This window comes from Pelagimonas sp. KU-00592-HH (assembly GCF_040369695.1).
Taxonomy (GTDB): Bacteria; Pseudomonadota; Alphaproteobacteria; order Rhodobacterales; family Rhodobacteraceae; genus Shimia.
Genome location: NZ_BAABWM010000002.1, coordinates 534,396 through 558,453 on the forward strand (window position 1 = coordinate 534,396; position 24,058 = coordinate 558,453).

24 protein-coding genes are annotated in these 24,058 nt (G+C 61.0%); 14 read left to right on the forward strand and 10 right to left on the reverse strand.

Annotated features, from left to right (window positions below; genetic code table 11):
• Window positions 1-55 precede the first annotated feature (55 nt).
• The 4 genes from ABWV42_RS09675 to ABWV42_RS09690 are packed head-to-tail and all read right to left on the reverse strand — an operon-like array spanning window position 56 to window position 2,736.
• On the reverse strand, window positions 56-1,087 hold the full coding sequence (locus ABWV42_RS09675; protein WP_255103488.1) for a MaoC family dehydratase: 1,032 nt from the start codon (window positions 1,085-1,087) through the stop codon (window positions 56-58).
• Window positions 1,088-1,291, reverse strand: coding sequence for a DUF1737 domain-containing protein (locus tag ABWV42_RS09680; RefSeq protein ID WP_255103490.1), 204 nt, complete (start codon window positions 1,289-1,291; stop codon window positions 1,088-1,090).
• Between the two features lie 4 nt (window positions 1,292-1,295).
• Window positions 1,296-1,844 (reverse strand): NnrU family protein, encoded by a 549-nt coding sequence (locus ABWV42_RS09685; protein ID WP_353339937.1) that lies wholly within the window; start codon window positions 1,842-1,844, stop codon window positions 1,296-1,298.
• Window positions 1,845-1,881: 37 nt separating this feature from the next.
• Window positions 1,882-2,736 (reverse strand): HpcH/HpaI aldolase/citrate lyase family protein, encoded by an 855-nt coding sequence (locus ABWV42_RS09690; RefSeq protein ID WP_353339938.1) that lies wholly within the window; start codon window positions 2,734-2,736, stop codon window positions 1,882-1,884.
• Window positions 2,737-2,921: 185 nt separating this feature from the next.
• On the opposite strand from ABWV42_RS09690, the gene ABWV42_RS09695 reads away from it, so the two are divergent.
• Entirely contained in the window at window positions 2,922-3,233 is a 312-nt protein-coding gene (locus tag ABWV42_RS09695; protein WP_353339939.1) for a hypothetical protein, read from the forward strand.
• A 51-nt stretch (window positions 3,234-3,284) separates the two neighbouring features.
• Here ABWV42_RS09695 and ABWV42_RS09700 read toward each other — a convergent pair whose 3' ends face one another.
• Both ABWV42_RS09700 and ABWV42_RS09705 read right to left on the reverse strand, forming a co-directional pair.
• A complete protein-coding gene (locus tag ABWV42_RS09700) occupies window positions 3,285-3,470 on the reverse strand; it encodes a hypothetical protein (RefSeq protein ID WP_255103498.1) in 186 nt (61 codons plus the stop codon).
• 110 nt (window positions 3,471-3,580) lie between these two features.
• Complete coding sequence (locus tag ABWV42_RS09705) at window positions 3,581-4,315, reverse strand: sulfite exporter TauE/SafE family protein (RefSeq protein WP_353339940.1); 735 nt, start codon at window positions 4,313-4,315, stop codon at window positions 3,581-3,583.
• Between the two features lie 169 nt (window positions 4,316-4,484).
• On the opposite strand from ABWV42_RS09705, the gene mdh reads away from it, so the two are divergent.
• From mdh to ABWV42_RS09760, 11 genes are all read left to right on the forward strand, one after another.
• Window positions 4,485-5,447 carry a malate dehydrogenase gene (mdh, locus tag ABWV42_RS09710; protein WP_255103502.1) on the forward strand — a complete coding sequence of 321 codons (963 nt, stop codon included), beginning with the start codon at window positions 4,485-4,487 and terminating at the stop codon, window positions 5,445-5,447.
• A 113-nt stretch (window positions 5,448-5,560) separates the two neighbouring features.
• On the forward strand, window positions 5,561-6,463 hold the full coding sequence (locus tag ABWV42_RS09715) for a putative nucleotide-diphospho-sugar transferase (RefSeq protein WP_353339941.1): 903 nt from the start codon (window positions 5,561-5,563) through the stop codon (window positions 6,461-6,463).
• A 314-nt stretch (window positions 6,464-6,777) separates the two neighbouring features.
• The gene (gene sucC / locus ABWV42_RS09720; protein WP_255103506.1) at window positions 6,778-7,971 is read left to right on the forward strand and encodes an ADP-forming succinate--CoA ligase subunit beta; all 1,194 of its coding nucleotides are present in this window, start codon (window positions 6,778-6,780) and stop codon (window positions 7,969-7,971) included.
• A 64-nt stretch (window positions 7,972-8,035) separates the two neighbouring features.
• Window positions 8,036-9,070, forward strand: a complete 1,035-nt coding sequence (locus ABWV42_RS09725; RefSeq protein ID WP_353339942.1) for a hypothetical protein — start codon at window positions 8,036-8,038, stop codon at window positions 9,068-9,070.
• Between the two features lie 25 nt (window positions 9,071-9,095).
• Complete coding sequence (gene sucD, locus ABWV42_RS09730) at window positions 9,096-9,983, forward strand: succinate--CoA ligase subunit alpha (RefSeq protein WP_353339943.1); 888 nt, start codon at window positions 9,096-9,098, stop codon at window positions 9,981-9,983.
• Window positions 9,984-10,075: 92 nt separating this feature from the next.
• Window positions 10,076-13,033: a 2-oxoglutarate dehydrogenase E1 component gene (locus ABWV42_RS09735; protein ID WP_255103514.1), complete on the forward strand. Its 2,958-nt coding sequence runs from the start codon at window positions 10,076-10,078 to the stop codon at window positions 13,031-13,033.
• A gap of 6 nt (window positions 13,034-13,039) precedes the next feature.
• On the forward strand, window positions 13,040-14,536 hold the full coding sequence (odhB, locus tag ABWV42_RS09740) for a 2-oxoglutarate dehydrogenase complex dihydrolipoyllysine-residue succinyltransferase (RefSeq protein ID WP_353339944.1): 1,497 nt from the start codon (window positions 13,040-13,042) through the stop codon (window positions 14,534-14,536).
• Window positions 14,537-14,709: 173 nt separating this feature from the next.
• Entirely contained in the window at window positions 14,710-14,979 is a 270-nt protein-coding gene (locus ABWV42_RS09745; RefSeq protein ID WP_353339945.1) for a hypothetical protein, read from the forward strand.
• Between the two features lie 103 nt (window positions 14,980-15,082).
• A complete protein-coding gene (locus tag ABWV42_RS09750; protein WP_353339946.1) occupies window positions 15,083-15,949 on the forward strand; it encodes a sulfotransferase family 2 domain-containing protein in 867 nt (288 codons plus the stop codon).
• A gap of 70 nt (window positions 15,950-16,019) precedes the next feature.
• Window positions 16,020-17,417: a dihydrolipoyl dehydrogenase gene (lpdA, locus tag ABWV42_RS09755; protein ID WP_255103522.1), complete on the forward strand. Its 1,398-nt coding sequence runs from the start codon at window positions 16,020-16,022 to the stop codon at window positions 17,415-17,417.
• 153 nt (window positions 17,418-17,570) lie between these two features.
• The gene (locus ABWV42_RS09760) at window positions 17,571-18,089 is read left to right on the forward strand and encodes a PaaI family thioesterase (RefSeq protein ID WP_353339947.1); all 519 of its coding nucleotides are present in this window, start codon (window positions 17,571-17,573) and stop codon (window positions 18,087-18,089) included.
• A 47-nt stretch (window positions 18,090-18,136) separates the two neighbouring features.
• Here ABWV42_RS09760 and ABWV42_RS09765 read toward each other — a convergent pair whose 3' ends face one another.
• Window positions 18,137-19,531, reverse strand: a complete 1,395-nt coding sequence (locus ABWV42_RS09765) for a pyridoxal phosphate-dependent decarboxylase family protein (protein ID WP_353339948.1) — start codon at window positions 19,529-19,531, stop codon at window positions 18,137-18,139.
• A 305-nt stretch (window positions 19,532-19,836) separates the two neighbouring features.
• On the opposite strand from ABWV42_RS09765, the gene ABWV42_RS09770 reads away from it, so the two are divergent.
• A complete protein-coding gene (locus ABWV42_RS09770; protein ID WP_353339949.1) occupies window positions 19,837-20,058 on the forward strand; it encodes a hypothetical protein in 222 nt (73 codons plus the stop codon).
• Window positions 20,059-20,483: 425 nt separating this feature from the next.
• On the opposite strand, the gene ABWV42_RS09775 is transcribed toward ABWV42_RS09770, so the two are convergent.
• From ABWV42_RS09775 to ABWV42_RS09785, 3 genes are read right to left on the reverse strand one after another with little or no spacing between them, the layout of a single operon-like run.
• Window positions 20,484-21,236, reverse strand: a complete 753-nt coding sequence (locus ABWV42_RS09775) for a lysophospholipid acyltransferase family protein (protein ID WP_255103531.1) — start codon at window positions 21,234-21,236, stop codon at window positions 20,484-20,486.
• On the reverse strand, window positions 21,236-22,138 hold the full coding sequence (locus tag ABWV42_RS09780) for a cell division protein FtsX (RefSeq protein WP_353339950.1): 903 nt from the start codon (window positions 22,136-22,138) through the stop codon (window positions 21,236-21,238). The genes ABWV42_RS09775 and ABWV42_RS09780 overlap by 1 nt, the downstream gene beginning before the upstream one ends.
• The gene (locus tag ABWV42_RS09785; RefSeq protein ID WP_255103534.1) at window positions 22,135-22,815 is read right to left on the reverse strand and encodes a cell division ATP-binding protein FtsE; all 681 of its coding nucleotides are present in this window, start codon (window positions 22,813-22,815) and stop codon (window positions 22,135-22,137) included. The genes ABWV42_RS09780 and ABWV42_RS09785 overlap by 4 nt, the downstream gene beginning before the upstream one ends.
• 148 nt (window positions 22,816-22,963) lie before the next feature.
• On the opposite strand from ABWV42_RS09785, the gene ABWV42_RS09790 reads away from it, so the two are divergent.
• Complete coding sequence (locus ABWV42_RS09790) at window positions 22,964-24,046, forward strand: zinc-ribbon domain-containing protein (RefSeq protein ID WP_353339951.1); 1,083 nt, start codon at window positions 22,964-22,966, stop codon at window positions 24,044-24,046.
• The last annotated feature ends 12 nt before the right edge of the window (window positions 24,047-24,058 follow it).

The following is a 24,058-nucleotide window of genomic DNA, read 5'->3' on the forward strand; positions in this document are numbered from 1 at the left end:
AGAAAGGGCACCATCTCTGGCACCCTCTCTCCTGTCAACACTTGGTACGCGCGACTTACATCGGCATCAACGCCCAGTAGTCGAGATCCAGAAGCACCTCGGGCTGGTACTTGCCGTCCTCACCACGCAGGGCAAAGGGCTCGCCCCCCTTGGTCGCCACAAGCCGCAGACGGATCGCACCGACACCCGGCACATTGGTGTCGGCCTTATCAAGAACCTCGGACCACGCCTTGACGGTCAGACCCGAAAACGCCGGGTTGGCATGTGCGCCACCGTTCAGGCCGACAATCATCTGCGCGTTTGCGAGGCCGTTGAACGACAAGGTCCGCGCCAGCGAGATGATGTGCCCGCCATAGATCAGGCGCTGCCCGTCGGGGCGGAAGGTGGCGTCAAAGTGGACCTTGGCGGTGTTCTGCCACAGGCGCGTCGCCATCATGTGCTCGGCCTCTTCCAGCGTCACACCATCCACGTGGTCGATGGTCTCGCCGATCTCGTAGTCGCCCCAGCGGTGCGGCTCGCCCGCCAGCGTGAAATCGTAGTTCGAGAAATCAAGACCCTCGGGGATGACCAGATCCTTGGCATCAATCACCTTGGCCAGCTCGGGCACCACGGTTTCGGGCGCTGGCGCGTCAACGTCACGTTTGCGCACCATCACCCAGCGCACGTATTCCATCACGACCTCATCGTTCTGGTTCATGCCACGGGTCCGCACATAGACAACGCCGGTCTTGCCGTTCGAGTTCTGCTTGAGGCCGATCACCTCGGAGGTCGAGCGCAGGGTATCGCCTTCGTAAACCGGCTTGAGCCAGCGCCCCTCGGCATAGCCAAGGTTCGCCACCGCATTCAGGGACACATCCGGAACGGTCTTGCCGAACACCACGTGGAACGCTGCGAGATCGTCGATCGGCGCCTTCGGCAGGCCACAGGCCCGCGCGAATTCGTCCGAGGAATAAAGCGCGTGGCGCGCGGGATACAGCGCGTGATACAGCGCCCGCTCGCCGCCCGACACGGTGCGCGGCACCGCGTGCTCGATCACCTGGCCAAGCGTGTAGTCTTCGAAAAACCGGCCCGGATTTGTCTTGGCCATCTACTGTTCTCCTAACTTGATGTCCGGGGAGTAGGTGCCATCCACCTCTTTCACCACGGCCTGCCCACAGCGCATCACACCGGTTTCGGCGTTGAACGCATACGTGGGGTCGCCATGCAGCTCCCACCCTTTGTTAAGGGCCTCCGTCACCTTGTGACAAAAGGCCGATGTGTCGTCTTCGCTGAGAAATCGATAAAGCTTCATGACCTCACACCGGATAAGGCCAGGGGCCGACCCAATAGTGGATGTACCCAATCACCGCCATCAGCACGAGCGACGCCACCAGGAACATACCGTCCTTGGCATAGCTGCCCGCCGCGCCCGGGGTCCATTCCGGCTCTGCCTTGTTGATCAGCACCACCTCGGCCAGCGCCCAGAGGAACAGCCCGCCAAACAGGATCACCGAGGCCAGATCGCCATTCACCAGAAGGTGCGCAAAGGCCCAGGCCCGGAAACCCGCAAGCTGCGGATGGCGCATACCGTTCAGGATACGGCCCTTCTTGGGGGCTGGGCTCATCATGAAAATGGCGACCAGAACAAGAAAGTTGTTCGCATGCACCGTCCAGGCGGGCGGATACCACAGGTCAACCACCTCGGCCGCGCGATAGCCAATCACCATCAGCACCACGCTTATCACGAGGGCAACCGCGACAATCCCCTTGCCCGCATCGCCCATACGTGCCCGCGCATCCGGCATAAGACGTTTGAAAAAGTGGGCTCCCGCCCACAGAAGTACCCCAAGAACCAAAAGTGTCATCTCGCTCTCCGCTAGCTATATGGTCTTGGGGACAGACTTAACTCGCCAGCGCCGTGATTGCATCTGCCTTGGCAAGAATTTCCTTGGCGGTCACGACGTGCAGGTTCTCGACAATCTTGCCGTCCACAACCGCCACGCCCTCGCCCTTGGCTTCGGTCTCTTCAAAGGCTGCAATCTGGCGGCGGGCCAGATCGATCTCGGCTTCGGTCGGGGCAAAGGCTTCGTTGGCCACATCCACTTGCGCCGGGTGGATCAGCGTCTTGCCGTCCATACCCATGTCACGGCCCTGCTCGCATTCGGCGCGCAGACCGTCTGTGTCCTTGAACGCGTTGTAAACACCATCCACGATCACGATGCCCTCGGCCTTGGCCGCCAGCAGGCACAGCGACAGCGAGGTCAGCATCGGCAGGCGATCGGCACGGAAACGGCACTGGAGTTCCTTGGCAAGGTCATTCGTGCCCATCACGAGACCGGTCAGCTGCGGATGCGCCGCGATTTCGGCCGCGTTCAGCATACCGCGCGGGGTTTCCATCATCGCCCAGATCGGCTTGTCCCCGACCAGTGCCGCCAGCGCGTCCACCTGCGCCGCACTTTCGACCTTGGGCAACAGCACCGCATCGCAATCCATCTCGGCCGCCGCCTTGGCGTCGGCTTCGCCCCACTGGGTATCCAGACCGTTGATACGGACGATCCGCATACGCGTCCCATACCCACCGGCCGCAAGCGAGGCTTTCAGGATATCGCGGGCATTGTCCTTCTCGTCGACCGCCACGGCATCTTCGAGATCGAAAATGATCGCATCCACCGGCAGGGTCTTGGCCTTTTCGAGGGCACGCTCTCGCGAACCGGGGATGTAAAGTACCGAACGATAGGGGCGTGCGCGCTGATCCATGAGTCTCTCCGAAACAAAGTTGCGCAAAAATGAACTTTTTTTACAGATAAGTTCAAGATGAAAAATGCCGCAGCGCAGAAGAAACCCTTCAGGACGCGGCGTTAACCCTTATTTCTCGCCTCATCCGGCATGCTTTTCGCACCAAATCAGCGGCGGGCTGACCCGCCCCAACGAAAGGCAGAGCAATGAAAGACGTATTTCTCCAAGCGACAATGGGCTTCGGCCTGCTGGTGCTGGCCGCCGATCAGGTGGCCGCACAACAAGGCAACTGCGCCCCGCGCGACGTGGTGCTTGAGCGCCTGAGCGACAGCTATGGCGAAACCCGGCAGGCCATCGGCCTTGGCGCCAACAACGCGATTGTCGAGGTCTTCGCCGCCGAAACCGGCAGTTGGACAATCACCGTGACCTTCCCAAACGGCGCCACATGTCTCGTCGCTTCCGGTCAGGCTTACGAAACGCTGGCCGAAACCCTGCCCGCGAAAGGCAACGATGCCTGAAGGGGCCCGCAACCTTCCTTGCGGACCCCAGATGAACAACGGGTTTGCGGATTAACCTCCGCCACCCTTACCGGAATTGTTACCAGGCCCCTTGTTGGGGTTGTTACCATGCGCGTTTTCACTTCCCCGCGCATTGTCACTTGCATTTTCGTTCGGCGTTCCCCCCTTGTCGGCTGCCGCCGGGGTCACGAATGCACCGAACACAAGAACCGAGAGTACGAGTACGAGACTTTTCATTGTCTTTCCTCCCTGGGAATGTCGCCAATGAAACCCACCGCAACCGCTCGTAGACCCCCATCATACCACAACACCCCGCGCCGGCCGCAGGGATCGGCAATATCCTGCCGTCAACTGAGCGCATCCCACACCAGCTTGCCCCCTGTCAGACCAAGCAGCACATAGGTCAGGGCAAAGTACAGGCGCTCCGGCACCATGTGATGTGCCTTGACCCCGACCCACGCCCCAAGCAGGGCAAAGGGTGCCAGCCAGAGATCGATCATCAGGGTCTCCAGCGTGAACACCCCGAGAAACGCATAGGGCACCGCCTTGGCGATATTGATGACCCAAAAAATCAGAACCGTGGTCGCCTGATAGGTCGTCTTCCCCACGCCGCGCGACAAAAGGTAAACCGCCACCGGCGGCCCACCCGCGTGGCTGATAAAACTCGTGAACCCTGCCGCCACCCCGGCCACCAGCCCACCCCAAACCGGGATCGGAGCACGCGCCCGCGCCGAGGGCCAAAGCCGCCACAGAACAAACCCAAGCGCCACGGCCCCGATCAGCAGGCGCAACAGGTCGTCATCGGCCACCGTGAACAAACCCGCCCCCAGCGCGACACCGGGAACCCCGCCAAGGATCAACACCTTCGCATCCCCCCAGCTCCACTTTCCCCAATAGGGTCGCAACGTCGCCACGTCGATCAGCATCAACAGCGGCAGCATGATCCCAAGCGCCTGCGCCGGCGGCAGGACAATCGCCAGAATCGCCGCGCTGGCAAAGGCCGCGCCCGAGCCGAAACCACCCTTCGAGATGCCTGCAAACACCACCGCGGGCGCCGCGATCAGAAAAAACCCGATCTCCAATGTTACCGCTCCCGCGCCATAAAAATCCCCTGTCAACCGGAGTTTATGACCGATTTACGACATCTCAAGCCCAATCCGCGCCGCTGCGCCGCAGCGCAAAAACCTTGCGTCACGGGCTTTTACGCCCTAAGCCACCCTCGAAAAATTAATCGGACCGGAGAGATTTCCCATGGCCAGACCCAAGATTGCCCTTATCGGCGCAGGCAACATCGGCGGCACGCTCGCCCACCTCGCAGCTATCAAAGAACTGGGCGACGTAGTTCTGTTCGACATCGCTGACGGCCTGCCCCAGGGCAAGGCGCTCGACATCGCAGAATCCGGCCCCGTCGAGAAAATCGACGCCGCAATGTCCGGCTCGAGCGATTACTCGGCCATCGCTGGCGCCGACGTCTGCATCGTGACCGCGGGTGTTGCCCGTAAACCCGGCATGAGCCGTGATGACCTGCTGGGCATCAACCTGAAAGTCATGAAATCGGTTGGCGAAGGCATCCGCGACAACGCACCGGATGCATTCGTGATCTGCATCACCAACCCGCTCGACGCGATGGTCTGGGCTCTGCAGAAATTCTCGGGCCTGCCCACCAACAAGGTCTGCGGCATGGCTGGCGTTCTGGACTCGGCACGCTTCCGTCACTTCCTCGCCGAAGAATTCAACGTCTCGATGCGCGACGTCACCGCCTTCGTTCTGGGCGGCCACGGCGACACCATGGTACCTTCGGTGCGCTACTCGACCGTTGCCGGTATCCCGCTCCCCGACCTGATCGAAATGGGCTGGACCACCCAGGAGAAACTGGACGCGATGGTTCAGCGTACCCGTGACGGTGGCGCCGAGATCGTTGGCCTTCTGAAAACCGGTTCGGCCTTCTACGCGCCGGCCGCATCGGCCATCGAAATGGCAGAAGCCTACCTGAAAGACCAGAAACGCGTTCTGCCCTGCGCCGCCTACTGTGACGGCGACCTGGGCGTGAAAGACATGTACGTTGGCGTTCCGACCGTGATCGGCGCTGGCGGTGTCGAGAAAGTCGTCAACATCAAGCTCAACAAGGAAGAGCAGGAAATGTTCGACGTGTCGGTCAAGGCCGTTCAAGGTCTGGTTGACGCCTGCAAAGGCATCGACGGCTCGCTGGCCTAAAATTCTGGTGCGCCGGAGCATGACTTCGGCGCACACCATTCCGCCTGAAAAGAGCGGCTCTTTTCCCCGCACTGCAATTTCACGCGTCTATTCTGATCCAAGGTACTTGGCCAATGTCAGAATCAAAAGTTGCAAGCGCCTGTGATGATCAGGGCTTCGTGTTCGCAACAACCGGACCCGAATATACGATACTCGCCCAGCGCGCCGCGCGGACACTTCGTCTGCACATGCCAGATGCAAATGTCGACTTATTCACGGATCAACAGGTCGAAGATACGGTTTTCAACAAGGTTTTCAAACTGGAACGATCATGGTTTCGCCCCAAAATCGAAGCTATGCGGAGAACAAGGTTTGAGAGAACCGTCATTCTGGACGCGGACATCATTGTCTTGATGGATGTCTCCGAACTCTTTGATGTGTTGCACGATTTTGACCTTGCCGCCGCAGGCGCGCTCAACCGAGGTCCGGTCGTCACAAAAACAAATCCCCCGATCCCGCGGTCGTTTCCGTTCCTGAACTCAGGTGTCCTTGGCATTCGAAAATCCGCCAAGATGGAGGCCTTCTCAGAGGAATGGGAGCGTAGACTGAACGAAACCCAGGCCCCCTACGATCAGATAATTCTGCGGCAGATGCTCTACGAAGACATGGCTAAATTCTGCGTGTATCCGCAGGAATACAACATCTTTGATGTCGCCGCCTTCGATAGGTGGCGCCCCATTCACGGCGCACCGCGCATCTTGCACCTCACCGAGCTTCACAAAAGGCCGCCCGGATCTCCTCTCGATCCATTTGATCTCCGAGCCGAAATTGGTCAAATTCGAGGGGATCATGTTTCAAAGCTGATTCAATTCGATGAGCATATCGGCCAAGGGAAAACGTTTCAAAGTGGGGTCCTCTACATCAATTCCGAAGAAGAACTGGAACTCACCCAAAAGAGGTTGCGCACGTTTCGCAAAAACAAGAACCAGGGCAAGAAGTGGCGGGGAGGCCAAATGCGCGAACCTGGGCGAGACTAAGAGCAAGCTGTTCGCCGAGCACGTTCCCCCCATCAAATCTATTGCTAAACCATCCAGATCCTTCTCACGGCTCTGCATATCAGCTAATATGACGTCAAAGCGTTACAAGGTCTTCAGCACGGCACAGCATCGCTTAACGCATTGATTCCTTCGGATATGAACCGTCAAACTATTTTTGTGATCACTAAAAATTTGAGTGTGATCACAAAATGCGAAAAAACGATCCAAAACGCCGCAGTATGGAAAAAAACGCTTAGACAGTCCCATGTCCTGTGCCAAAACGCTCGGCAACCGCAGCAAGATGGGACAGTTCAATGAACATCCACGAATATCAGGCGAAGGCTCTGCTTCGCACCTACGGTGCCCCCGTTTCCGAGGGCCGTGTCGTTCTCAAGGCCGAAGATGCAAAAACCGCAGCTGGTGAACTCGACGGCCCGCTCTGGGTGGTCAAGGCACAGATCCACGCAGGTGGTCGCGGCAAGGGCTCGTTCAAAGAGGCCGACGCTGGTGAAAAGGGCGGTGTCCGCCTGACCAAGTCGGTTGAAGAAGCCGCCGAAGAAGCCAAGAAGATGCTGGGCCGCACCCTTGTGACCCACCAGACCGGCCCCGCCGGCAAGCAAGTCAACCGCATCTACATCGAAGCCGGCTCCGGCATCGAGCGCGAACTCTATCTCGCGCTGCTGGTTGACCGCGTCACCTCGCGCGTCTCCTTCGTCTGCTCGACCGAAGGCGGCATGGACATCGAGGAAGTCGCCGCATCGACCCCGGAAAAGATCCTGTCGTTCTCGGTTGATCCGGCCACCGGATACCAGGCCTACCACGGCCGCCGCATCGCCTTCTCGCTGGGCCTCGAAGGCAAGCAGGTCAAGGAATGCGTTGCCCTGATGGGTCAGCTCTACAAAGCCTTCATCGAGAAGGACATGGAGATGCTGGAAATCAACCCGCTGATCGTCACCGACGAAGGCTCGCTCAAGGTGCTCGACGCCAAGCTGGGTTTTGACGGCAACGCTGTCTATCGCCACCAGGACGTTGCCGCTCTGCGCGACGAGACCGAAGAAGACCCGAAAGAGCTGGAAGCGTCGAAATACGACCTGAACTACATCGCTCTGGACGGTGAAATCGGCTGCATGGTGAACGGCGCAGGCCTCGCGATGGCCACTATGGACATCATCAAGCTTTATGGCGCGGAACCGGCCAACTTCCTCGACGTTGGTGGCGGTGCCACCAAGGAGAAAGTGACCGAAGCCTTCAAGATCATCACCTCAGACCCGAACGTCAAAGGCATCCTGGTGAACATCTTCGGCGGCATCATGCGCTGTGACGTCATCGCCGAGGGCGTTGTTGCCGCGGTGAAAGAAGTTGGCCTCGAAGTGCCGCTGGTTGTCCGCCTCGAAGGCACCAACGTTGAAAAGGGCAAGGAGATCATCAACACCTCCGGCCTCAACGTGATCGCCGCCGACAACCTCAGCGACGGCGCCGAAAAGATCGTGAAAGCGGTCAAGGGCTAAAACCTCTTCGGGTGGCCTGCCTTGGGCCACCCGCTCCCCCCTGTCATTCTGCATGAGCGCCTAGATGGAAATCATCGTTCATATCGGCCGCCCCAAGACGGGCTCCACCACGATCCAGTCTTTCCTTGATCTGAACAAGGAAGCTCTGGTGGAACAGGGCATTCACTATGCGGCCGAGCTCAGCAACACACCGAGCCAGAAAGAATTCGCCATCGCGGCCTGCGATTTCGGCGATATGAAAGTGCCCGCAGGCTCCGTGCGCACCATGGCCAAGATCACCGGCCGTGAATCGCTGCGCAAATACGCGGCCGCCTTCGAAGAGAAATTCGCCGCTGCCCGCGCCAAGCTGGGCAAGGACGACACGCTCGTCATCTCCTGCGAACAGATCAGCGTCTGGTTCCAGAAGGTCGAGAAGATCAAGAAGGTCGACGCCTATTTCAAACAGTTCGCCGACAAGGTGCGCTATGTCATCTACCTGCGCCGCCAGGAAGACGTGATCCCCTCGTCCTACTCGCAGCGTATCAAGGTCGGTCAGACGATCTCCTTTCAGGAGCACATCGACGGGCTGATCAAGAAACTCGACTACAACAAGATGGTCTCCAACTGGGCCGAGGCCGTGGGCAAGGACAACATCCTGCCTGCCCTTCTCGAACCCGACTATCTGCTGAACGGCGATCTTGTCGATGATCTCTGCCAGTTGCTCAAGATTGATCGCAGCGGTCTGCAAACCCCGCCGCGCGCCAACGAGGCGCTCTCGGTGGATGCAACAACCGTGCTGCGCATCCTGAACGAGATCGAACCCTTCGCCACCCCCGAAGGCGATTACAACCCACGCCGCACGGGTGTTCTGACCAAGCTGATGGAGATGTCGATCGGTGGTGATCGCCAGGGCCTGACCCGCGATCAGTACGAAGCCCTCCGCAATGCGATGGACCCACACAACGAACAACTGCGCGCCGCCTTCTTCCCCGAGCGCGAGGTGCTGTTCCCCCGCCGCCCGGACCAGAAACTCGTCGAACCCCAGGAAGAGACGAACACCGACGCAATCGAATTGGCCCTTCGCCTGAACTATGGCGCCGAGCCCAAACCAACCACGTAATTCACTGAACTGAGGAACCACAAAAATGGCCGTACTCGTAGACGAAAACACCAAAGTCATCTGTCAGGGCTTCACCGGCTCGCAAGGCACCTTCCACTCGGAGCAGGCAATCGCCTATGGCACCAAGATGGTCGGCGGCGTCACCCCCGGCAAAGGTGGCAACGAACACCTGGGCCTGCCCGTGTTCAACTCGGTCCACGAGGCCAAGGCGAAAACCGAAGCCAACGCCTCGGTGATCTACGTGCCCCCGCCCTTCGCGGCCGACTCGATCCTCGAAGCCATCGACGCCGAGATGGAACTGATCGTCTGCATCACCGAAGGCATCCCGGTGCTGGACATGATGAAAGTAAAGCGCGCGCTTGAGAACTCCTCGTCGCGCCTGATCGGCCCGAACTGCCCCGGCATCATCACCCCCGACGCCTGCAAGATCGGCATCATGCCCGGCCACATCCACAAGCGTGGCTCGGTTGGCGTTGTCTCGCGCTCGGGTACCCTGACCTATGAAGCCGTTAAACAGACCGCAGACATCGGCCTCGGCCAGTCGACCGCCGTCGGCATCGGTGGCGACCCGATCAAGGGCACCGAGCACATCGACGTCCTCGACATGTTCCTGTCGGACGACGAAACCCAGTCGATCATCATGATCGGTGAGATCGGTGGTTCGGCCGAAGAAGAAGCCGCCGAATTCCTCGCCAACGAGCGCAAGAAAGGCCGCTGGAAGCCGGTCGCTGGCTTCATCGCGGGCCGCACCGCACCTCCGGGCCGCCGCATGGGCCACGCCGGTGCCATCGTTGCCGGTGGTAAAGGCGGCGCAGAAGACAAGATCGCAGCCATGAACGAAGCTGGCATCGTGGTCGCCGACAGCCCCGCAGGCCTCGGCGAAGCCATGCTGAAAGCCATCGAACTCGGCTAAGCCGAACACAAGACCTGGGGTCGGGCGATCAACGCCCGGCCCTCATCTCAAGAAGCAACCAGAACAATAACCATCTGGATCGGGAGTCCTCCATGACCGACCAAAGCCCCAACGACATCTTCCACGCCTCCAGCTTCATGCAGGGGCACAACGCGGAATACCTCGAACAGATGTATGCCCGCTACGCGAGCGATCCCAATGCCGTTGACGAGGCATGGCAGGCCTTCTTTCGCCAGCTGGGCGACGCCGAACTGGACGTCAAGGCCGAGGCAAACGGCCCCTCGTGGCAGCGCACCGACTGGCCGCCGCAACCCGCGGACGAGCTGACCTCCGCCCTCACCGGCGAATGGGCCGAACCCTCAGAGGCCAAGGCGGCAGGCAACAAGATCAAGGCCAAGGCCGCCGAGAAAGGCGTCGAGGTTTCCGACGCGCAGGTCCGTCAGGCGGTGCTGGATTCGATCCGCGCCCTGATGCTGATCCGGGCCTACCGTATCCGCGGCCACCTGGTTGCCGACCTCGATCCGCTGGGCATGCGCAGCCAGACCCCGCACCCCGAGCTTGATCCGAAATCCTATGGCTTCACCGACGCCGACATGGACCGCCCGATCTTTATCGACAAGGTTCTCGGCCTCGAAATCGCCACCATGCGCCAGATCGTCGACATCGTGAAGCGCACCTACTGCGGGACCTTCGCGCTGCAATACATGCACATCTCGAACCCCGAGCAGGCCGCCTGGCTGAAAGAACGCATCGAGGGCTATGACAAGGAAATCAAGTTCACCCGCGAAGGCCGCAAGGCCATCCTGAACAAGATGGTCGAGGCCGAGGGCTTCGAGAAATTCCTGCACGTCAAGTACATGGGCACCAAGCGTTTCGGTCTGGATGGCGGTGAATCGCTGATCCCGGCAATGGAACAGATCATCAAGCGCGGCGGCTCGCTCGGCCTCAAGGAAATCGTGATCGGCATGCCCCACCGTGGCCGCCTCTCGGTTCTGGCCAACGTGATGCAGAAACCCTACCGCGCGATCTTCAACGAATTCCAGGGCGGCTCGTTCAAGCCCGAAGACGTGGACGGCTCGGGCGACGTGAAATATCACCTCGGCGCCTCCTCCGACCGTGAATTCGACGGCAACAACGTGCACCTGTCGCTGACCGCAAACCCCTCGCACCTCGAGGCGGTGAACCCGGTTGTTCTCGGCAAGGTCCGCGCCAAGCAGGACCAGCTTAATGATGACGAGCGCACCGCCGTCATGCCGATCCTGCTGCACGGCGACGCCGCCTTCGCAGGTCAGGGTGTCGTGGCCGAATGTTTCGCCCTCTCCGGCCTCAAGGGCCACAAGACCGGCGGCACCATGCACATCGTGGTGAACAACCAGATCGGCTTTACCACCGCGCCGCACTTCTCGCGCTCCTCGCCCTACCCGACCGACAACGCCCTCGTGGTGGAAGCCCCGATCTTCCACGTCAACGGCGACGACCCCGAGGCCGTGGTCCACGCCGCCAAGGTCGCGACCGAGTTCCGCCAGAAGTTCCAGAAAGACGTCGTCATCGACATGTTCTGCTATCGCCGCTTCGGTCACAACGAAGGCGACGAGCCGATGTTCACCAACCCGGTGATGTACAAGAAGATCAAGGGCCACAAGACCACCCTGTCGCTCTACACCGAGCGTCTGGTCAAGGACGGCCTGATCCCTGAAGGCGAAATCGAAGACATGAAGGCGGCCTTCCAGGCCAAGCTGAACGACGAATTCGAAATCGGCAAGGAATACAAGCCCAACAAGGCCGACTGGCTGGATGGCCGCTGGTCGCACCTCGATCGTGAAGATGGCGACTACCAGCGCGGCAAGACCTCGATCACCGAGGACACGCTGGCCGAAGTGGGCAAGGCCCTGACCACCGCGCCCGATGGCTTCCCGCTGCACCGGACCGTTGGCCGCCTGCTGGAAACCAAGAAGGCCATGTTCGAAAGCGGCAAGGGCTTTGACTGGGCCACCGCCGAGGCACTGGCCTATGGCTCGCTCCTGACCGAAGGCCACCACGTGCGCCTCGCGGGTCAGGACGCCACCCGCGGCACCTTCTCGCAGCGCCACTCGGGCCTGGTGAACCAGGAAACCGAAGAACGCTACTACCCGCTCAACAACATCCGCAAAGGTCAGGCGCAATACGAAGTCATCGACTCGGCCCTGTCGGAATACGCGGTGCTGGGCTTTGAATACGGCTACTCGCTGGCGGAACCGAACGCGCTCACCCTGTGGGAAGCCCAGTTCGGCGACTTTGCCAACGGCGCGCAGATCATGTTCGACCAGTTCATCTCGTCGGGTGAATCGAAATGGCTGCGGATGTCGGGTCTCACCGTCCTCCTGCCGCACGGTTTCGAAGGTCAGGGCCCCGAGCACTCCTCGGCCCGTCTGGAACGCTTCCTGCAGATGTGCGGTGGCGACAACTGGATCGTGGCGAACTGCTCGACCCCGGCCAACTACTTCCACATCCTGCGCCGCCAGATCCACCGCAGCTTCCGTAAGCCGCTGATCCTGATGACGCCGAAATCGCTCCTGCGTCACAAGCTCTGCATCTCGGAAGCCAGCGAGTTCACCGATGGCTCCTCGTTCCACCGCGTCCTCTGGGACGACGCACAACAGGGCAACTCGGACACTGCGCTGAAGGCCGACAAGGACATCAAGCGCGTCGTCATGTGCTCGGGCAAGGTCTACTACGACCTGCTGGAAGAACGTGACGCCCGTGGCATCGACGATGTCTACCTGATGCGGATCGAACAATACTATCCGTTCCCGGCGCACTCGCTCATCAAGGAGCTCGACCGCTTCAAGGATGCCGAGATGGTCTGGTGTCAGGAAGAACCCAAGAACCAGGGCGCGTGGTCGTTCATTGAGCCGAACATCGAGTGGGCCCTCACTCGTATCAAGGCAAAGCACACCCGCCCGACCTACGCAGGCCGTCCCGCATCGGCCTCGCCCGCAACTGGCCTCGCAAGCCAACACAAAGCCCAACAAGAGGCGCTGGTGAATGCCGCGCTGACCATCGAAGGATAACGACACATGACCGAAGTTCGCGTCCCCACCCTTGGCGAAAGCGTCACCGAGGCCACCGTGGCCACCTGGTTCAAGAAACCGGGCGACGCCGTTGCCGTTGACGAAATGCTCTGCGAGCTGGAAACCGACAAGGTAACCGTCGAGGTTCCCGCTCCGGCCGCTGGCGTCATGGGCGAAATCATCGCCGCCGAAGGCGACACCGTGGGCGTTGATGCCCTGCTGGCCACCATCGTGGCCGGTGACGGCGCCGCAGCAGCCCCTGCCCCGGCCGCCGAAGCCGCACCCGCCGTTGCTCCCGCAGCCGCTGGCGGCGACAGCGTGGACGTCATGGTGCCGACCCTTGGTGAATCGGTGACCGAAGCCACCGTCTCGACCTGGTTCAAGGCCGTTGGCGACACCGTTGCCCAGGACGAAATGCTGTGCGAACTGGAAACCGACAAGGTGTCGGTCGAGGTTCCGGCCCCCGCCGCTGGTGTTCTGGCTGAAATCACCGCGCCGGAAGGCACCACCGTGGACGCCACCGCCAAGCTGGCCGTGATCTCCTCGTCGGGTGCCGTTGCCGCCGCCGCTCCGGCCGCAGCCCCCGCTGCCGCACCTGCAGCCGCTGGCAAAGACGTCGAAAACGCCCCCTCGGCCAACAAGCTGATGGCGGAAAAAGGCATCGACCCGGCCAACGTACAGGGCTCCGGCCGTGACGGTCGCATCATGAAAGAAGACGTGCTCAAGGCCGCCATCGCACCGGCCCCTGCCGCGGCGCCTGCCCCGGCCGCCGCACCGCGCGCACCCTCGGCTGCCGAGGATTCCGCCCGCGAAGAGCGCGTGAAGATGACCCGTCTGCGCCAGACCATCGCCCGCCGCCTGAAGGACGCGCAGAACACCGCCGCGATCCTGACCACCTACAACGAGGTGGACATGACCGAGGCCATGGCGCTGCGCAAACAGTACAAGGACGAGTTCGAGAAGAAACACGGCGTCCGCCTGGGCTTCATGTCCTTCTTCACCAAGGCCTGCTGCCACGCGCTGAAAGAAGTGCCGGAAGTGAACGCCGAGATCGACGGCACCGACATCGTCTACAAGAACTACGTCCACATGGGCATCGCCGCAGGCACCCCGCAGGGTCTCGTGGTTCCGGTGATCCGCGACGCCGACAAGATGTCCTTTGCCGAGATCGAGAAAGCCATCGGTGAAAAAGGCCGCCGCGCCCGCGACGGCAAGCTCTCGATGGCCGAGATGCAGGGCGGCACCTTCACCATCTCCAACGGTGGTGTCTACGGCTCGCTGATGTCCTCGCCGATCCTCAACCCCCCGCAGTCGGGTATCCTCGGCATGCACAAGATCCAGGACCGCCCGATGGTCATCAACGGCGAGATCAAGATCCGCCCGATGATGTACCTGGCCCTGTCCTACGATCACCGCATCGTCGACGGCAAAGGCGCCGTGACCTTCCTCGTCCGCGTAAAAGAGGCACTGGAAGATCCCCGTCGCCTGCTGATGGATCTGTAATCCAAACCGATCCTCTCCGCGGCAGGGTATCTGCTCGTGGAGAGGATCACTCGCTGCCCGGCACAGTCGGGCAGACGCACTCTTCGCTACACTCCCGAACAAAAGTTGAGTGGAATCAAAGCGCAGCCCCCGTGAATGGCGCATCCTGTTGGAAACAACAAAGGAACTGACTCATGGCTACTCACATCCTCTGGCAAGCAGACGTCGCTGACTTCGACGCCTGGCTCACGGTCTTCAAGGACGATGCCAAGAACCGCAAGGCCTCGGGCATTGTCGACCTCCACGTCTGGAGCGACCCGGACAAGGCAGACCACGCCGTTGCCCTCTTTGCCGTAACCGATCTCGACCGCGCCCGCGCCTTCTTCAGCTCGGAAGAGCTTGCCATGCACATGGAACGCGACGGCGTCATCAACGTCTCCGTCAAACTCCTGACCCCCGCCTAACCCTGATCGCCCAACGCGGCCAAACACGCAAAAGGACCGAGGTCCGCAAGGAAACACAACCATGTCCCAATATGACGTCCCGATGATAGGCGCCGATTGAGCCATGACTGCGCTGTTTCACGACATTCCGGGCCCCGTCCGCCTGCCCCAGCAGCGGATTGACAAGCTGGCCGCCCACTACGGCGACCAATTTGCGCACAAGCACCACATGGTGCGTTACCTGCACGATTTCGTCAGCCCGCCCAGTGGCCGCTGGATCTTCAAATCAAACGGGAAATCCGGCACTTCGACGGCGCTGGCTTTCCTGTTCTGGGCGGAATTCGGCGTGCCCCTGACGACCTCCCTCATCGAAGCCGACAACGCTCACGAAGACAACCTGCCGCACCGGTTGACCAACCTGAATGTTTTCCGTTTCGTCCACCAGCGGTCGGACGTCAATTGGCTGCCCGGCTATCTGAGCGAGGCCACCTACCTGGCCACTGTGCGCCATCCCGTGGCGCGCCTCGTCTCTGCCTTCAATTACCTTTGCCGCTCGCACGAACTTCGCATCTCGCAGTTTGCCGGCGACCGCGTCCGCCTCAGCGCACTGACCGGCTTTGACTGGAACACCCACGCCGGAACCACAGAAGGGTTCACACGCTTTCTCGACTACATCGACTATGGCCTGACCAACAACACCAGCCTTTTGGTCGAAAGCCACTGGGCCCCGCAGTTCAACACCATTCGCCCCGACATCCTCGCCCCCACGCTCATCGGCAAATGCGAGGACTTCGAAAGCTTTTTCCGACAGCTGGCCGACCGCTTCGACCTGCCGCACGACCACGCGGCTGCCTTCGCGGAAAAGCCCCGCAACGTCGGCACCTATCAAGGCCGGGACGCGACACAGGACTATGTCGCCGACCCGGGCACCCGCAACCGCATCCGCGACCTCTACGCCAAGGATTTCGAGGCCTTCGGATATGACCTTTAACCCCCCAGCCCTTGTCGGTACCCTCAGGATCGTCGCCTTGAGGCTCCCCCAACGAAACTAGGAGACACCCATGTCCCAATATGACGTCATCATCATCGGTGCAGGCCCCGGCGGCTATGTGTCCGCCATCCGCTGCGCCCAGCTGGGCCTGAAAACCGCCGTGGTCGAAGGCCGCGAAACCCTTGGCGGCACCTGCCTCAACGTCGGCTGCATCCCTTCCAAGGCGCTTCTGCACGCCACCCACCTGCTGCACGAAGCGGAACACAACTTTGCCAACCTCGGCCTCAAGGGCAAAAGCCCCTCGGTCGACTGGGACCAGATGAAATCCTACAAATCCGACGTCGTCGGCCAGAACACCGGCGGCATCGAATTCCTGTTCAAGAAGAACAAGATCGACTGGATCAAGGGCTACGGCACAATCGAAGCCGCAGGCAAAGTCAAGGTCGGCGACACCACCTATGAGACCAAGAACATCGTGATCGCCTCCGGTTCGGTGCCCGCCTCGCTGCCGGGTGTCGAGGTCGACAACGACAAGGGTATCGTCGTGGACTCCACCGGTGCGCTCGACCTGCCGAAAGTGCCCAAGAAGATGGTTGTCATCGGTGCCGGTGTCATCGGTCTCGAACTCGGCTCCGTCTACGCCCGCCTCGGCGCCGAAGTCACCGTCGTGGAATACATGGACGCCGTCTGCCCCGGCATGGACGCCGACGTACAGCGCAGCTTCAAGCGGATCCTCGAAAAGCAGGGCCTCAAGTTCATCATGGGCGCCGCCGTTCAGGGTGTCGACACCACCAAGACCAAGGCCAAGGTCAAGTACCAGCCCAAGAAGGGCGGCGACGAGGAAGTGCTCGACGCGGATGTCGTGCTGGTCGCCACCGGCCGCAAGCCCTACTACGAAGGCCTCGGCCTCGACACCGTCGGCGTTGCCCTGACCGAGCGCGGCCAGGTTGCCGTTGACGGCCAATGGCGCACCAACGTGCCGGGCATCTACGCCATCGGCGACGTGATCGAAGGCCCGATGCTGGCCCACAAGGCCGAAGACGAAGGCATGGCCGTCGCCGAGGTGATGGCAGGCAAGCACGGCCACGTGAACTATGGCGTGATCCCGGGCGTCGTCTACACCACCCCCGAAGTGGCCACCGTTGGTGCCACCGAAGCCTCGCTCAAGGCCGAAGGCCGCAAGGTCAAGGTCGGCAAGTTCATGTTCATGGGCAACGCCCGCGCCAAGGCCGTTGGCCAGGCCGAAGGTGCCTTTGCCAAGATCATCGTCGATGCCGAAACCGACCGCGTGCTGGGTGCCGCGATCATCGGCCCCTCGGCAGGTGACATGATCCACGAGATCTGTGTTGCGATGGAATTCGGTGCCTCGGCCCAGGACATCGCCCTGACCTGCCACGCCCACCCGACCTACTCGGAAGCCGTGCGCGAAGCCGCCCTGGCCTGCGGCGACGGCCCGATCCACAGCTGATCGTACGAACCCCGTGCGCTGCCCTGCGCCCACCGCACGGCACGACAGGCTTAAAACACCGAAACCCTCGCAGACGTCTGCGAGGGTTTCTCAATTTGAAACGGCGGCTATTCGGACTTTCCAGACTTTCATGGTGAATTTTTAGATGTCTGGTTGTGGCACTTTCTGCAGCCTGCTTCGATTATTCGATTGCGCAAGTTCTGGGTCGAATTCACTTGCCACAGATGCAAGCCTGCTCTCGTCACCAAAAAAATCGAGGGTATTGAGATGAACATCAGAGAAAAGCTGTCTGCGAACGAATGGAAGGGCGAAATCGGCTTCACTATTGAAAGCCGCGAGCCTGAACGCGTGGTTGCCAGAATGCCGGTGACCGAAGCTGCAAAGAACCCGTTCGGGACAATGCATGCTGGGGCCTTGATCTGGTTTGCCGACATCGCAGCGACCCTTTGTGCAATCGGCGATTTGGAAAGCATTGGTGAAGACGGGTCCGGTTTTCCACTCGCCGTTGATCTTCACACAGTCTTGTCGGGTAATGAAAGGACGGGCGATCTGATCGCAACATCCACCACGGTCAAACGCGGTGGCAAACTCATTGTCATTCGCACCGAAGTTCGCGGAGAAACGGGTCGTCTGTTGATCGATATGACAACCACCCACTTGCGCGCAGGTTGAAGAGCTTCGAGAGTACCCGCCATTCGTATGACGGGTGCCTTTTTGTCTTAAGCCGATGTCAGGAATTCAGTGAGTTGGTCAATGGTCGCTTCGTTCGTGCGTCCGTTGGTGACGCAGGCCCGCAAAACAGGTTTGCCCTCGAACAGTGCCTTGGAAATCCAGAACCGGCCATCTGCGTGAACTGCATCGACATAGCGTTGCACGGCGTCGTGCCCTTCCGGCGGGACCATGCAACTCACCCCCATGAGAGATCGGTTGGCCTGTGACCAACCCGCCTTCTTCAGGTTGTCCGTAAACCGGTTCGTCAGTCGAATTGAGCGTTCCACATGGTCTGCGTAGCCGTCCCATCCGGCGGCCCCAAGGGAGAGGAACAGGCGCAATCCCACAAAGCGGCGCGACCATTGGTTCGAATTCACATAGAAATCCTTGGCCGCCTCGCTTTCTGGCATGTAGCTGGCCGAGATCCGGAAAACCTGTGCCGGTATGTCGGGGCGTGAGGTCAGGAACATGCCGGCCCCCATTGTGGTGGCGAACCATTTATGGGCGTCAATCGTGATCGAATCCGCCTTTTCAATGCCATCCAGCACGGACCGCTTTGCCGTGCTGGCAATCATTGCGCCGCCCCAAGCCGCGTCAACGTGGAACCACATGTCGTGTTTCTGGGCCAGAGCAGCGCAAGGTTTGAGAGGGTCGATCATTCCTGCATTCGTGGTGCCAGCCGTGGCCACGATGAGGACCGGGACACAGCCGCTTTTCAAATCCTCATCAATAGCAGTCGCAAGACAATCCACATCCATCTGACCTTGGCCATCGGTTGCGATCAATCGAACGGCGTTGCGTCCGATGCCCGCCGAATGCGCCATCTTCAACCATGCAAGGTGGCTCTCCTTCGAGACGTAAATCGTCGGCTGACCGCCGAACTCATAGAGGCCCTTGTCGCTGTACTCCGGGCATTTCGCCTGCAAGGCACATAAAACAGCCGTCGAATTGGCCTCGGCACCGCCACTGGTAAAATGCCCTCCGGACCCCTTGGGAAGTCCTGCGCGTCGAGCAACCTCGTCGATGACATGCTGTTCGATTTCGACGGCAGCAGGCGCATGGGAATACACACAGATTTGCGGATTGAACATCGACGCGATCCGATCCGCACATTCTGCGGCAAAGGTAGGTGCCGGATTGAACAGGCCAAGATATCCGGGATGAGTCATCTGCACACTGCCAGTATCGAGCGCATCAATCACCCAGTCCATCAGCGGTTCAAGGTCTTCCGACTGTTCAAACCGCTTGGATTTCAACGCCTCTAACCAATCAGGCGTTAACTCCGCCGAGGTCGCATTGCGACTGGCGTAGTCACGGCGAGCCTGGTTGAGCCGCTCGGTCAACGCGTTTTCTGCGTCCGTCAGTTGGTCAAGGTTTGGGAAGAGTGCATCGCGTCCGTGCATAGGGAGATCCTGTGGTTACTTTCGAGTAAAAAATACCAATCTCGAATTTTTCAATCGACCCGAAACATGCGGTTTTCGCCTAGCACCATTGCAACGCTCACGAACCTGATACTGATCCGGATCAATGGCGGCTTTTCGCGCATCGCTTAAATATGTGTGGAGCGCAGCATTGGTCAAAAAGGCCTCAAACCAGCCACCAGAGCATTGCTCACGGCCCCACCTGAACAGCATCACCAGAACTACCGCCAATCCCTTTCAACCAACTCCCCTTTTCAGTCCGGCCTTTCATGTAAAAACGTATTCTTTTGTCTGTCATCATCGTTGGCTTCGCAATCGGCCTGGTGGGCCAGAAGATGTGGCAGCAGAACCCGACGCGCGTGGATCGCATCTATTCTCTCTTTGCCGAAGTTTGCCTTCCCCAGCATCGCGGCGCTCAGCTGCCTGCACTCGATGCGCTTGGCCTCGTTTCATACGTTCCCAAAGACGGCAACCTTCTCTGGATCGCCCCCTGTCCGAAACCTTTCTGAAATTCGACCATCGCAGCTGTTCCATACAATTCCATGACCGCAAGACCGGCCTGACCCGGGATCAGGGTAACGCGCTTGCCAACATGATCGCGGGACTGGTGGAAACCGAATTCCCCCCTGCGCCTCGACCCCGAGGTAAAGCTTCAGGAAACCGCGATGACAAAGGCATGGATGGCGGGCGAATTTGCGAGACCCCGATCCCACACCTGAAAAACGACAGCCTCGGGGGGACCAAGGCTGTCGTTCGCACGGATTACCGCACATACGCTCCGTGAGTGGGTGCGTCTCGCAAAACCAACGAGTACAGCGTCATACGCAACAGCCAGCCATTTCCGTCGCACCGCCCACGATCTTTTTCGAACAGGACACAAAGAAAAACGCCCACCGGCCGGCGGGCGTTCACGTCATCGCAAAGGCAAGACGGGTCAGGACACCGCCTTCACTTCCTGTTCAGCCTCAAACCCCGCCTCGCGCATCAAGGCGTTGGAATGGGTCTCCACCTCGTCTTCCAGCTCGGCCATGAAGGCATCCTGCGCCTTGCCCGAGGCAATCGGATCAAGAAACTCGACCACCGCCAGCCCCGGCGTGCGTAGCATGGTGCCCTTGGGCCAGAACATCCCGGCATTTGTCGCCACCGGCACCGCATCCTGCCCGGTCTCCTTGTAGAGAACATAAGGCCCCACCTTGTAAGGGCGATACTCGCCCACCGGCACCCGCGTGCCCTGCGGATAGATCACCAGCTGGCCCGGCGGCACGCGGCCGCTTTCAACATCCGCCAGCATCGCCTTGATCGCCGCACCCCGCTTGCCCCGGCGCACCGGCACACATCCCAGGCGCCACGCGTAGACCCCGATGATCGGCGTGAACAGCAACTCGTACTTCATGATAAAGCGCGGTTGCGGCACCGCCTTGAAGATCATCATGATGTCGAGGAACGACTGGTGCTTGGCCGGAACCAGAACCGCGCCCGTCGGCACCTCGCCGCGCACCTCGGAACGGATGCCCACGATCCATCGCGCGCTCCAGAGCGCCCAGGTTGCATAGGCCTTGCAGGCGGTCATCGCCCCCTTCGGCGACACCAGCGCCCAGGGGAAAAACACGATGCCCATCGCCAGCATCATGACCGCGTTCTGAACCACGTAGAAAATGGACAGAACCCACTGTACCGCCTTGCGCATCAATCCAGACCTCTCAACGTTCTGCGCGCCGCCGCGCGGGTTGCAAAGAAGGCGACCATGCCAGCAAGAGGCACGATCAACAAGGGCAACAACCACGCCGCGCCCTGAAAGCCAAGCCCGGTCAGGAACCCGCCCTCTTCCTGCGCCGACGGCAACAGGAGAACCGCCGCCCCGCCCGCGACCGTGCCCACCAGGGCCCCCGCCAGCGCCCGCAGGGTAAAGCGGCGCACAAAAGCCTGCGCGATATAGCTGTCCTGCGCCCCGATCAGCCGCAGAACCGAGATCACCTGCGCGTTCGCCGCCAGCGCTGCCTGCGCCGCAAGGGTGATCATCGCAGCCGTCGTTGCCCCGATCAGCAACACTGCTACAATCCCCAAGAGCCGCAGCCGCGCCGCAGCCTGCTCAAGCGGCTTGCGCCAGCGCGTATGGTCATCCAGCACCGCCCCCGGCACCTCGGCCTGCAACCGCAACCGCAATCCGGCGGCGTCATAGCCCTCTTCGGTCTCCAGTATCTCGATCAACTGCGGAATGGGCAGGCTCTCGACCGGCAGTTCCGGCCCGAACCACGGCTCAAGCAAGGCCCGCTGTTCATCCGACGACAGGGCCCGCGCATCCGCCACGCCGGGCGTGGTCTCCAACACCCGGATCGCCGCCGCGGTCTGGTCGGCCATCTGCCCCGCCGGGGCCGAGATGCGCAGCGTCGAACTGCGTGCCAGTTCGTCCCCCCAGCGGGCCGCCAACCGCCCCGACGCCAGCGACAATGCCAATGCAAAGACCGCAAGAAACGCCATCGCCGCCGCGGCAAATCCGGTCAGCCGCGCCGTGATCCCCGACGGCGGCACCACGCGATCGCGATAGACGTCCCCGACGATGAACAACTTGATGCTCTGCCCCACGCTCACAGGTCCGCCCCCGCCAGTTGCACCTTGCGGTTTGCAATCCGCAGCACCCGCGCCTGCACCTTCTGCGCCTTCGCCGCGCGGATCAGGTTCAGGTCGTGGGTGGCGATCATGATGGTCTTGCCCATCCGGTTCAGCTCGATCAGCAGCCGCAACAGGCGCTGCGACATATCCCAGTCCACGTTGCCAGTCGGCTCATCGGCAAGCACCACATCCGGCGACATGATCACCGCCCGCGCCAGCGCCGCACGCTGGCGTTCCCCGCCCGAAAGCTCGGGCGGCAGGGCGCTGGCCTTGTTGCCAAGCCCGACCCAGTGCATCAACTCCTTGAGGTTCGACACCTGCTCGAGATCATCGCGCCCCGCCACCGTCAGCGGCAGCGCCACGTTGTCGGCGACCGGCAGGTGATCAAGAAACTGACAGTCCTGATGCACCACCCCGATCCGACGCCGCGCCATGGCGTGATCGTCGCGGTCCATCTCGCGCACCTCTTTGCCAAACAGCTCGGCACGCCCCGCCGTCGGCACCAGCGCGCCATAGCACAGCTTGAGGAACGTGGTCTTCCCCGAGCCGGACGGGCCGGTCAGGAAATGGAACGATCCCGGCGAAAGCTTGAGCGACACGTCACTCAGAAGCTCTCCACCACCATAGCTATAGGCAATGTTCTCAAGTTCTATCACAAGACGCGCCCTCGTTTACTCAGGTCCCGTTGTGCCTGAGCCACAGCTTGGTTTCAATCCGTCCCGAGCGGCTTTGCTCTTTTCCAAAGGCCACTTAGGCCATATGCTGCCACAAGAATAAGTGGTTGGGGACATCCAGAGGGACAATATGCGGCTAAGCTGCCCGAATTGCGGTGCACAATACGAAGTGCCCACCGAGGTCATCCCGGAATCCGGGCGCGATGTGCAATGTTCGAACTGCGGACATACGTGGTTCCAGATGCACCCGGATCAGGACGTGGAGATGGCAGCCGAGCTTGGCACCTCCACCCCCGACGAAAGCTGGGCCGAGGATGCGCCCGCTCCCGAACCCACGCCAGAAGTTGCTGCTGCCCCCGAACCTGCACCGGAACCCGAGGTTCAGGAACCGGAAGTGCAGCCGCCCGATTTCACCTTCGACACCGAACCGACACCAGACCCGGAACCCGAAGCTGAACCGGCCGAGGCTGAACTGAGCGAGGACACCGTCTCGGCGATTGCCGACATGATCGCCGATGCCGCCGCCCGCCACGCTGAAGAGGCACCGGCAGAGGAAGAAAGCGCCTTCGAACCGGTCCCCGACCCCGAGGACATCCCGGAAGCAGAAGACACCAGCAAAGCGCCGGTCCAGCGTCGCGAGCGCCGCAAGATCGATCCGAACGTGGCCGACATCCTGCGGCAGGAAGCCGAACACGAAGCCTCCGCACGCGCAGAAGAAAGCCTCGCCGATCTCGAATCCCAGCCCGACCTTGGTCTGGACGACAAGGATGACATGGCCGCCGGTGCCCGCGCCCGCATGCGCCGTATCCGCGGCCTGCCCGAAGAGGCCGAACCGCAGGAAAACGTCGCAGAAGCCGAAGAACACCATTCACGCCGCGAACTCCTGCCCGACATCGAGGAAATCAACTCGACCCTGCGTTCAGCCGACGAACGCGGCATCGGCGAGACCGCAGCCGCCGCAGCGCCTTCCCGCCGTCGCCGCAACTCGGGCTTCCGCCTTGGTTTCGGCTTCACCATGCTGATCGCTGCCATGATCATCCTCGCCTATGTCTACAACCGCGAGATTGTTGCCGCATGGCCGGCGGGCGAACCCTATGTCATGATCTTCATGGACAAGGTCAACGCCGCGCGTCTGTGGCTCGACACCATGGTCACCGAGGGCATGTTGTGGCTCGACGAGAAAGCCGCCTCTGCCGGCGGCGAAGTCAACTAACGATAAACGCCC

Coding starts and splice junctions, on each gene's coding strand:
- ABWV42_RS09675 (WP_255103488.1), bottom strand. CDS start 1,087: ATGGCCAAGACAAATCCGGGCCGGTTTTTCGAAGACTACACGCTTGGC.
- ABWV42_RS09680 (WP_255103490.1), bottom strand. CDS start 1,291: ATGAAGCTTTATCGATTTCTCAGCGAAGACGACACATCGGCCTTTTGT.
- ABWV42_RS09685 (WP_353339937.1), bottom strand. CDS start 1,844: ATGACACTTTTGGTTCTTGGGGTACTTCTGTGGGCGGGAGCCCACTTT.
- ABWV42_RS09690 (WP_353339938.1), bottom strand. CDS start 2,736: ATGGATCAGCGCGCACGCCCCTATCGTTCGGTACTTTACATCCCCGGT.
- ABWV42_RS09695 (WP_353339939.1), top strand. CDS start 2,922: ATGAAAGACGTATTTCTCCAAGCGACAATGGGCTTCGGCCTGCTGGTG.
- ABWV42_RS09700 (WP_255103498.1), bottom strand. CDS start 3,470: ATGAAAAGTCTCGTACTCGTACTCTCGGTTCTTGTGTTCGGTGCATTC.
- mdh (WP_255103502.1), top strand. CDS start 4,485: ATGGCCAGACCCAAGATTGCCCTTATCGGCGCAGGCAACATCGGCGGC.
- ABWV42_RS09715 (WP_353339941.1), top strand. CDS start 5,561: ATGTCAGAATCAAAAGTTGCAAGCGCCTGTGATGATCAGGGCTTCGTG.
- sucC (WP_255103506.1), top strand. CDS start 6,778: ATGAACATCCACGAATATCAGGCGAAGGCTCTGCTTCGCACCTACGGT.
- ABWV42_RS09725 (WP_353339942.1), top strand. CDS start 8,036: ATGGAAATCATCGTTCATATCGGCCGCCCCAAGACGGGCTCCACCACG.
- sucD (WP_353339943.1), top strand. CDS start 9,096: ATGGCCGTACTCGTAGACGAAAACACCAAAGTCATCTGTCAGGGCTTC.
- ABWV42_RS09735 (WP_255103514.1), top strand. CDS start 10,076: ATGACCGACCAAAGCCCCAACGACATCTTCCACGCCTCCAGCTTCATG.
- odhB (WP_353339944.1), top strand. CDS start 13,040: ATGACCGAAGTTCGCGTCCCCACCCTTGGCGAAAGCGTCACCGAGGCC.
- ABWV42_RS09745 (WP_353339945.1), top strand. CDS start 14,710: ATGGCTACTCACATCCTCTGGCAAGCAGACGTCGCTGACTTCGACGCC.
- ABWV42_RS09750 (WP_353339946.1), top strand. CDS start 15,083: ATGACTGCGCTGTTTCACGACATTCCGGGCCCCGTCCGCCTGCCCCAG.
- lpdA (WP_255103522.1), top strand. CDS start 16,020: ATGTCCCAATATGACGTCATCATCATCGGTGCAGGCCCCGGCGGCTAT.
- ABWV42_RS09765 (WP_353339948.1), bottom strand. CDS start 19,531: ATGCACGGACGCGATGCACTCTTCCCAAACCTTGACCAACTGACGGAC.
- ABWV42_RS09775 (WP_255103531.1), bottom strand. CDS start 21,236: ATGCGCAAGGCGGTACAGTGGGTTCTGTCCATTTTCTACGTGGTTCAG.
- ABWV42_RS09790 (WP_353339951.1), top strand. CDS start 22,964: ATGCGGCTAAGCTGCCCGAATTGCGGTGCACAATACGAAGTGCCCACC.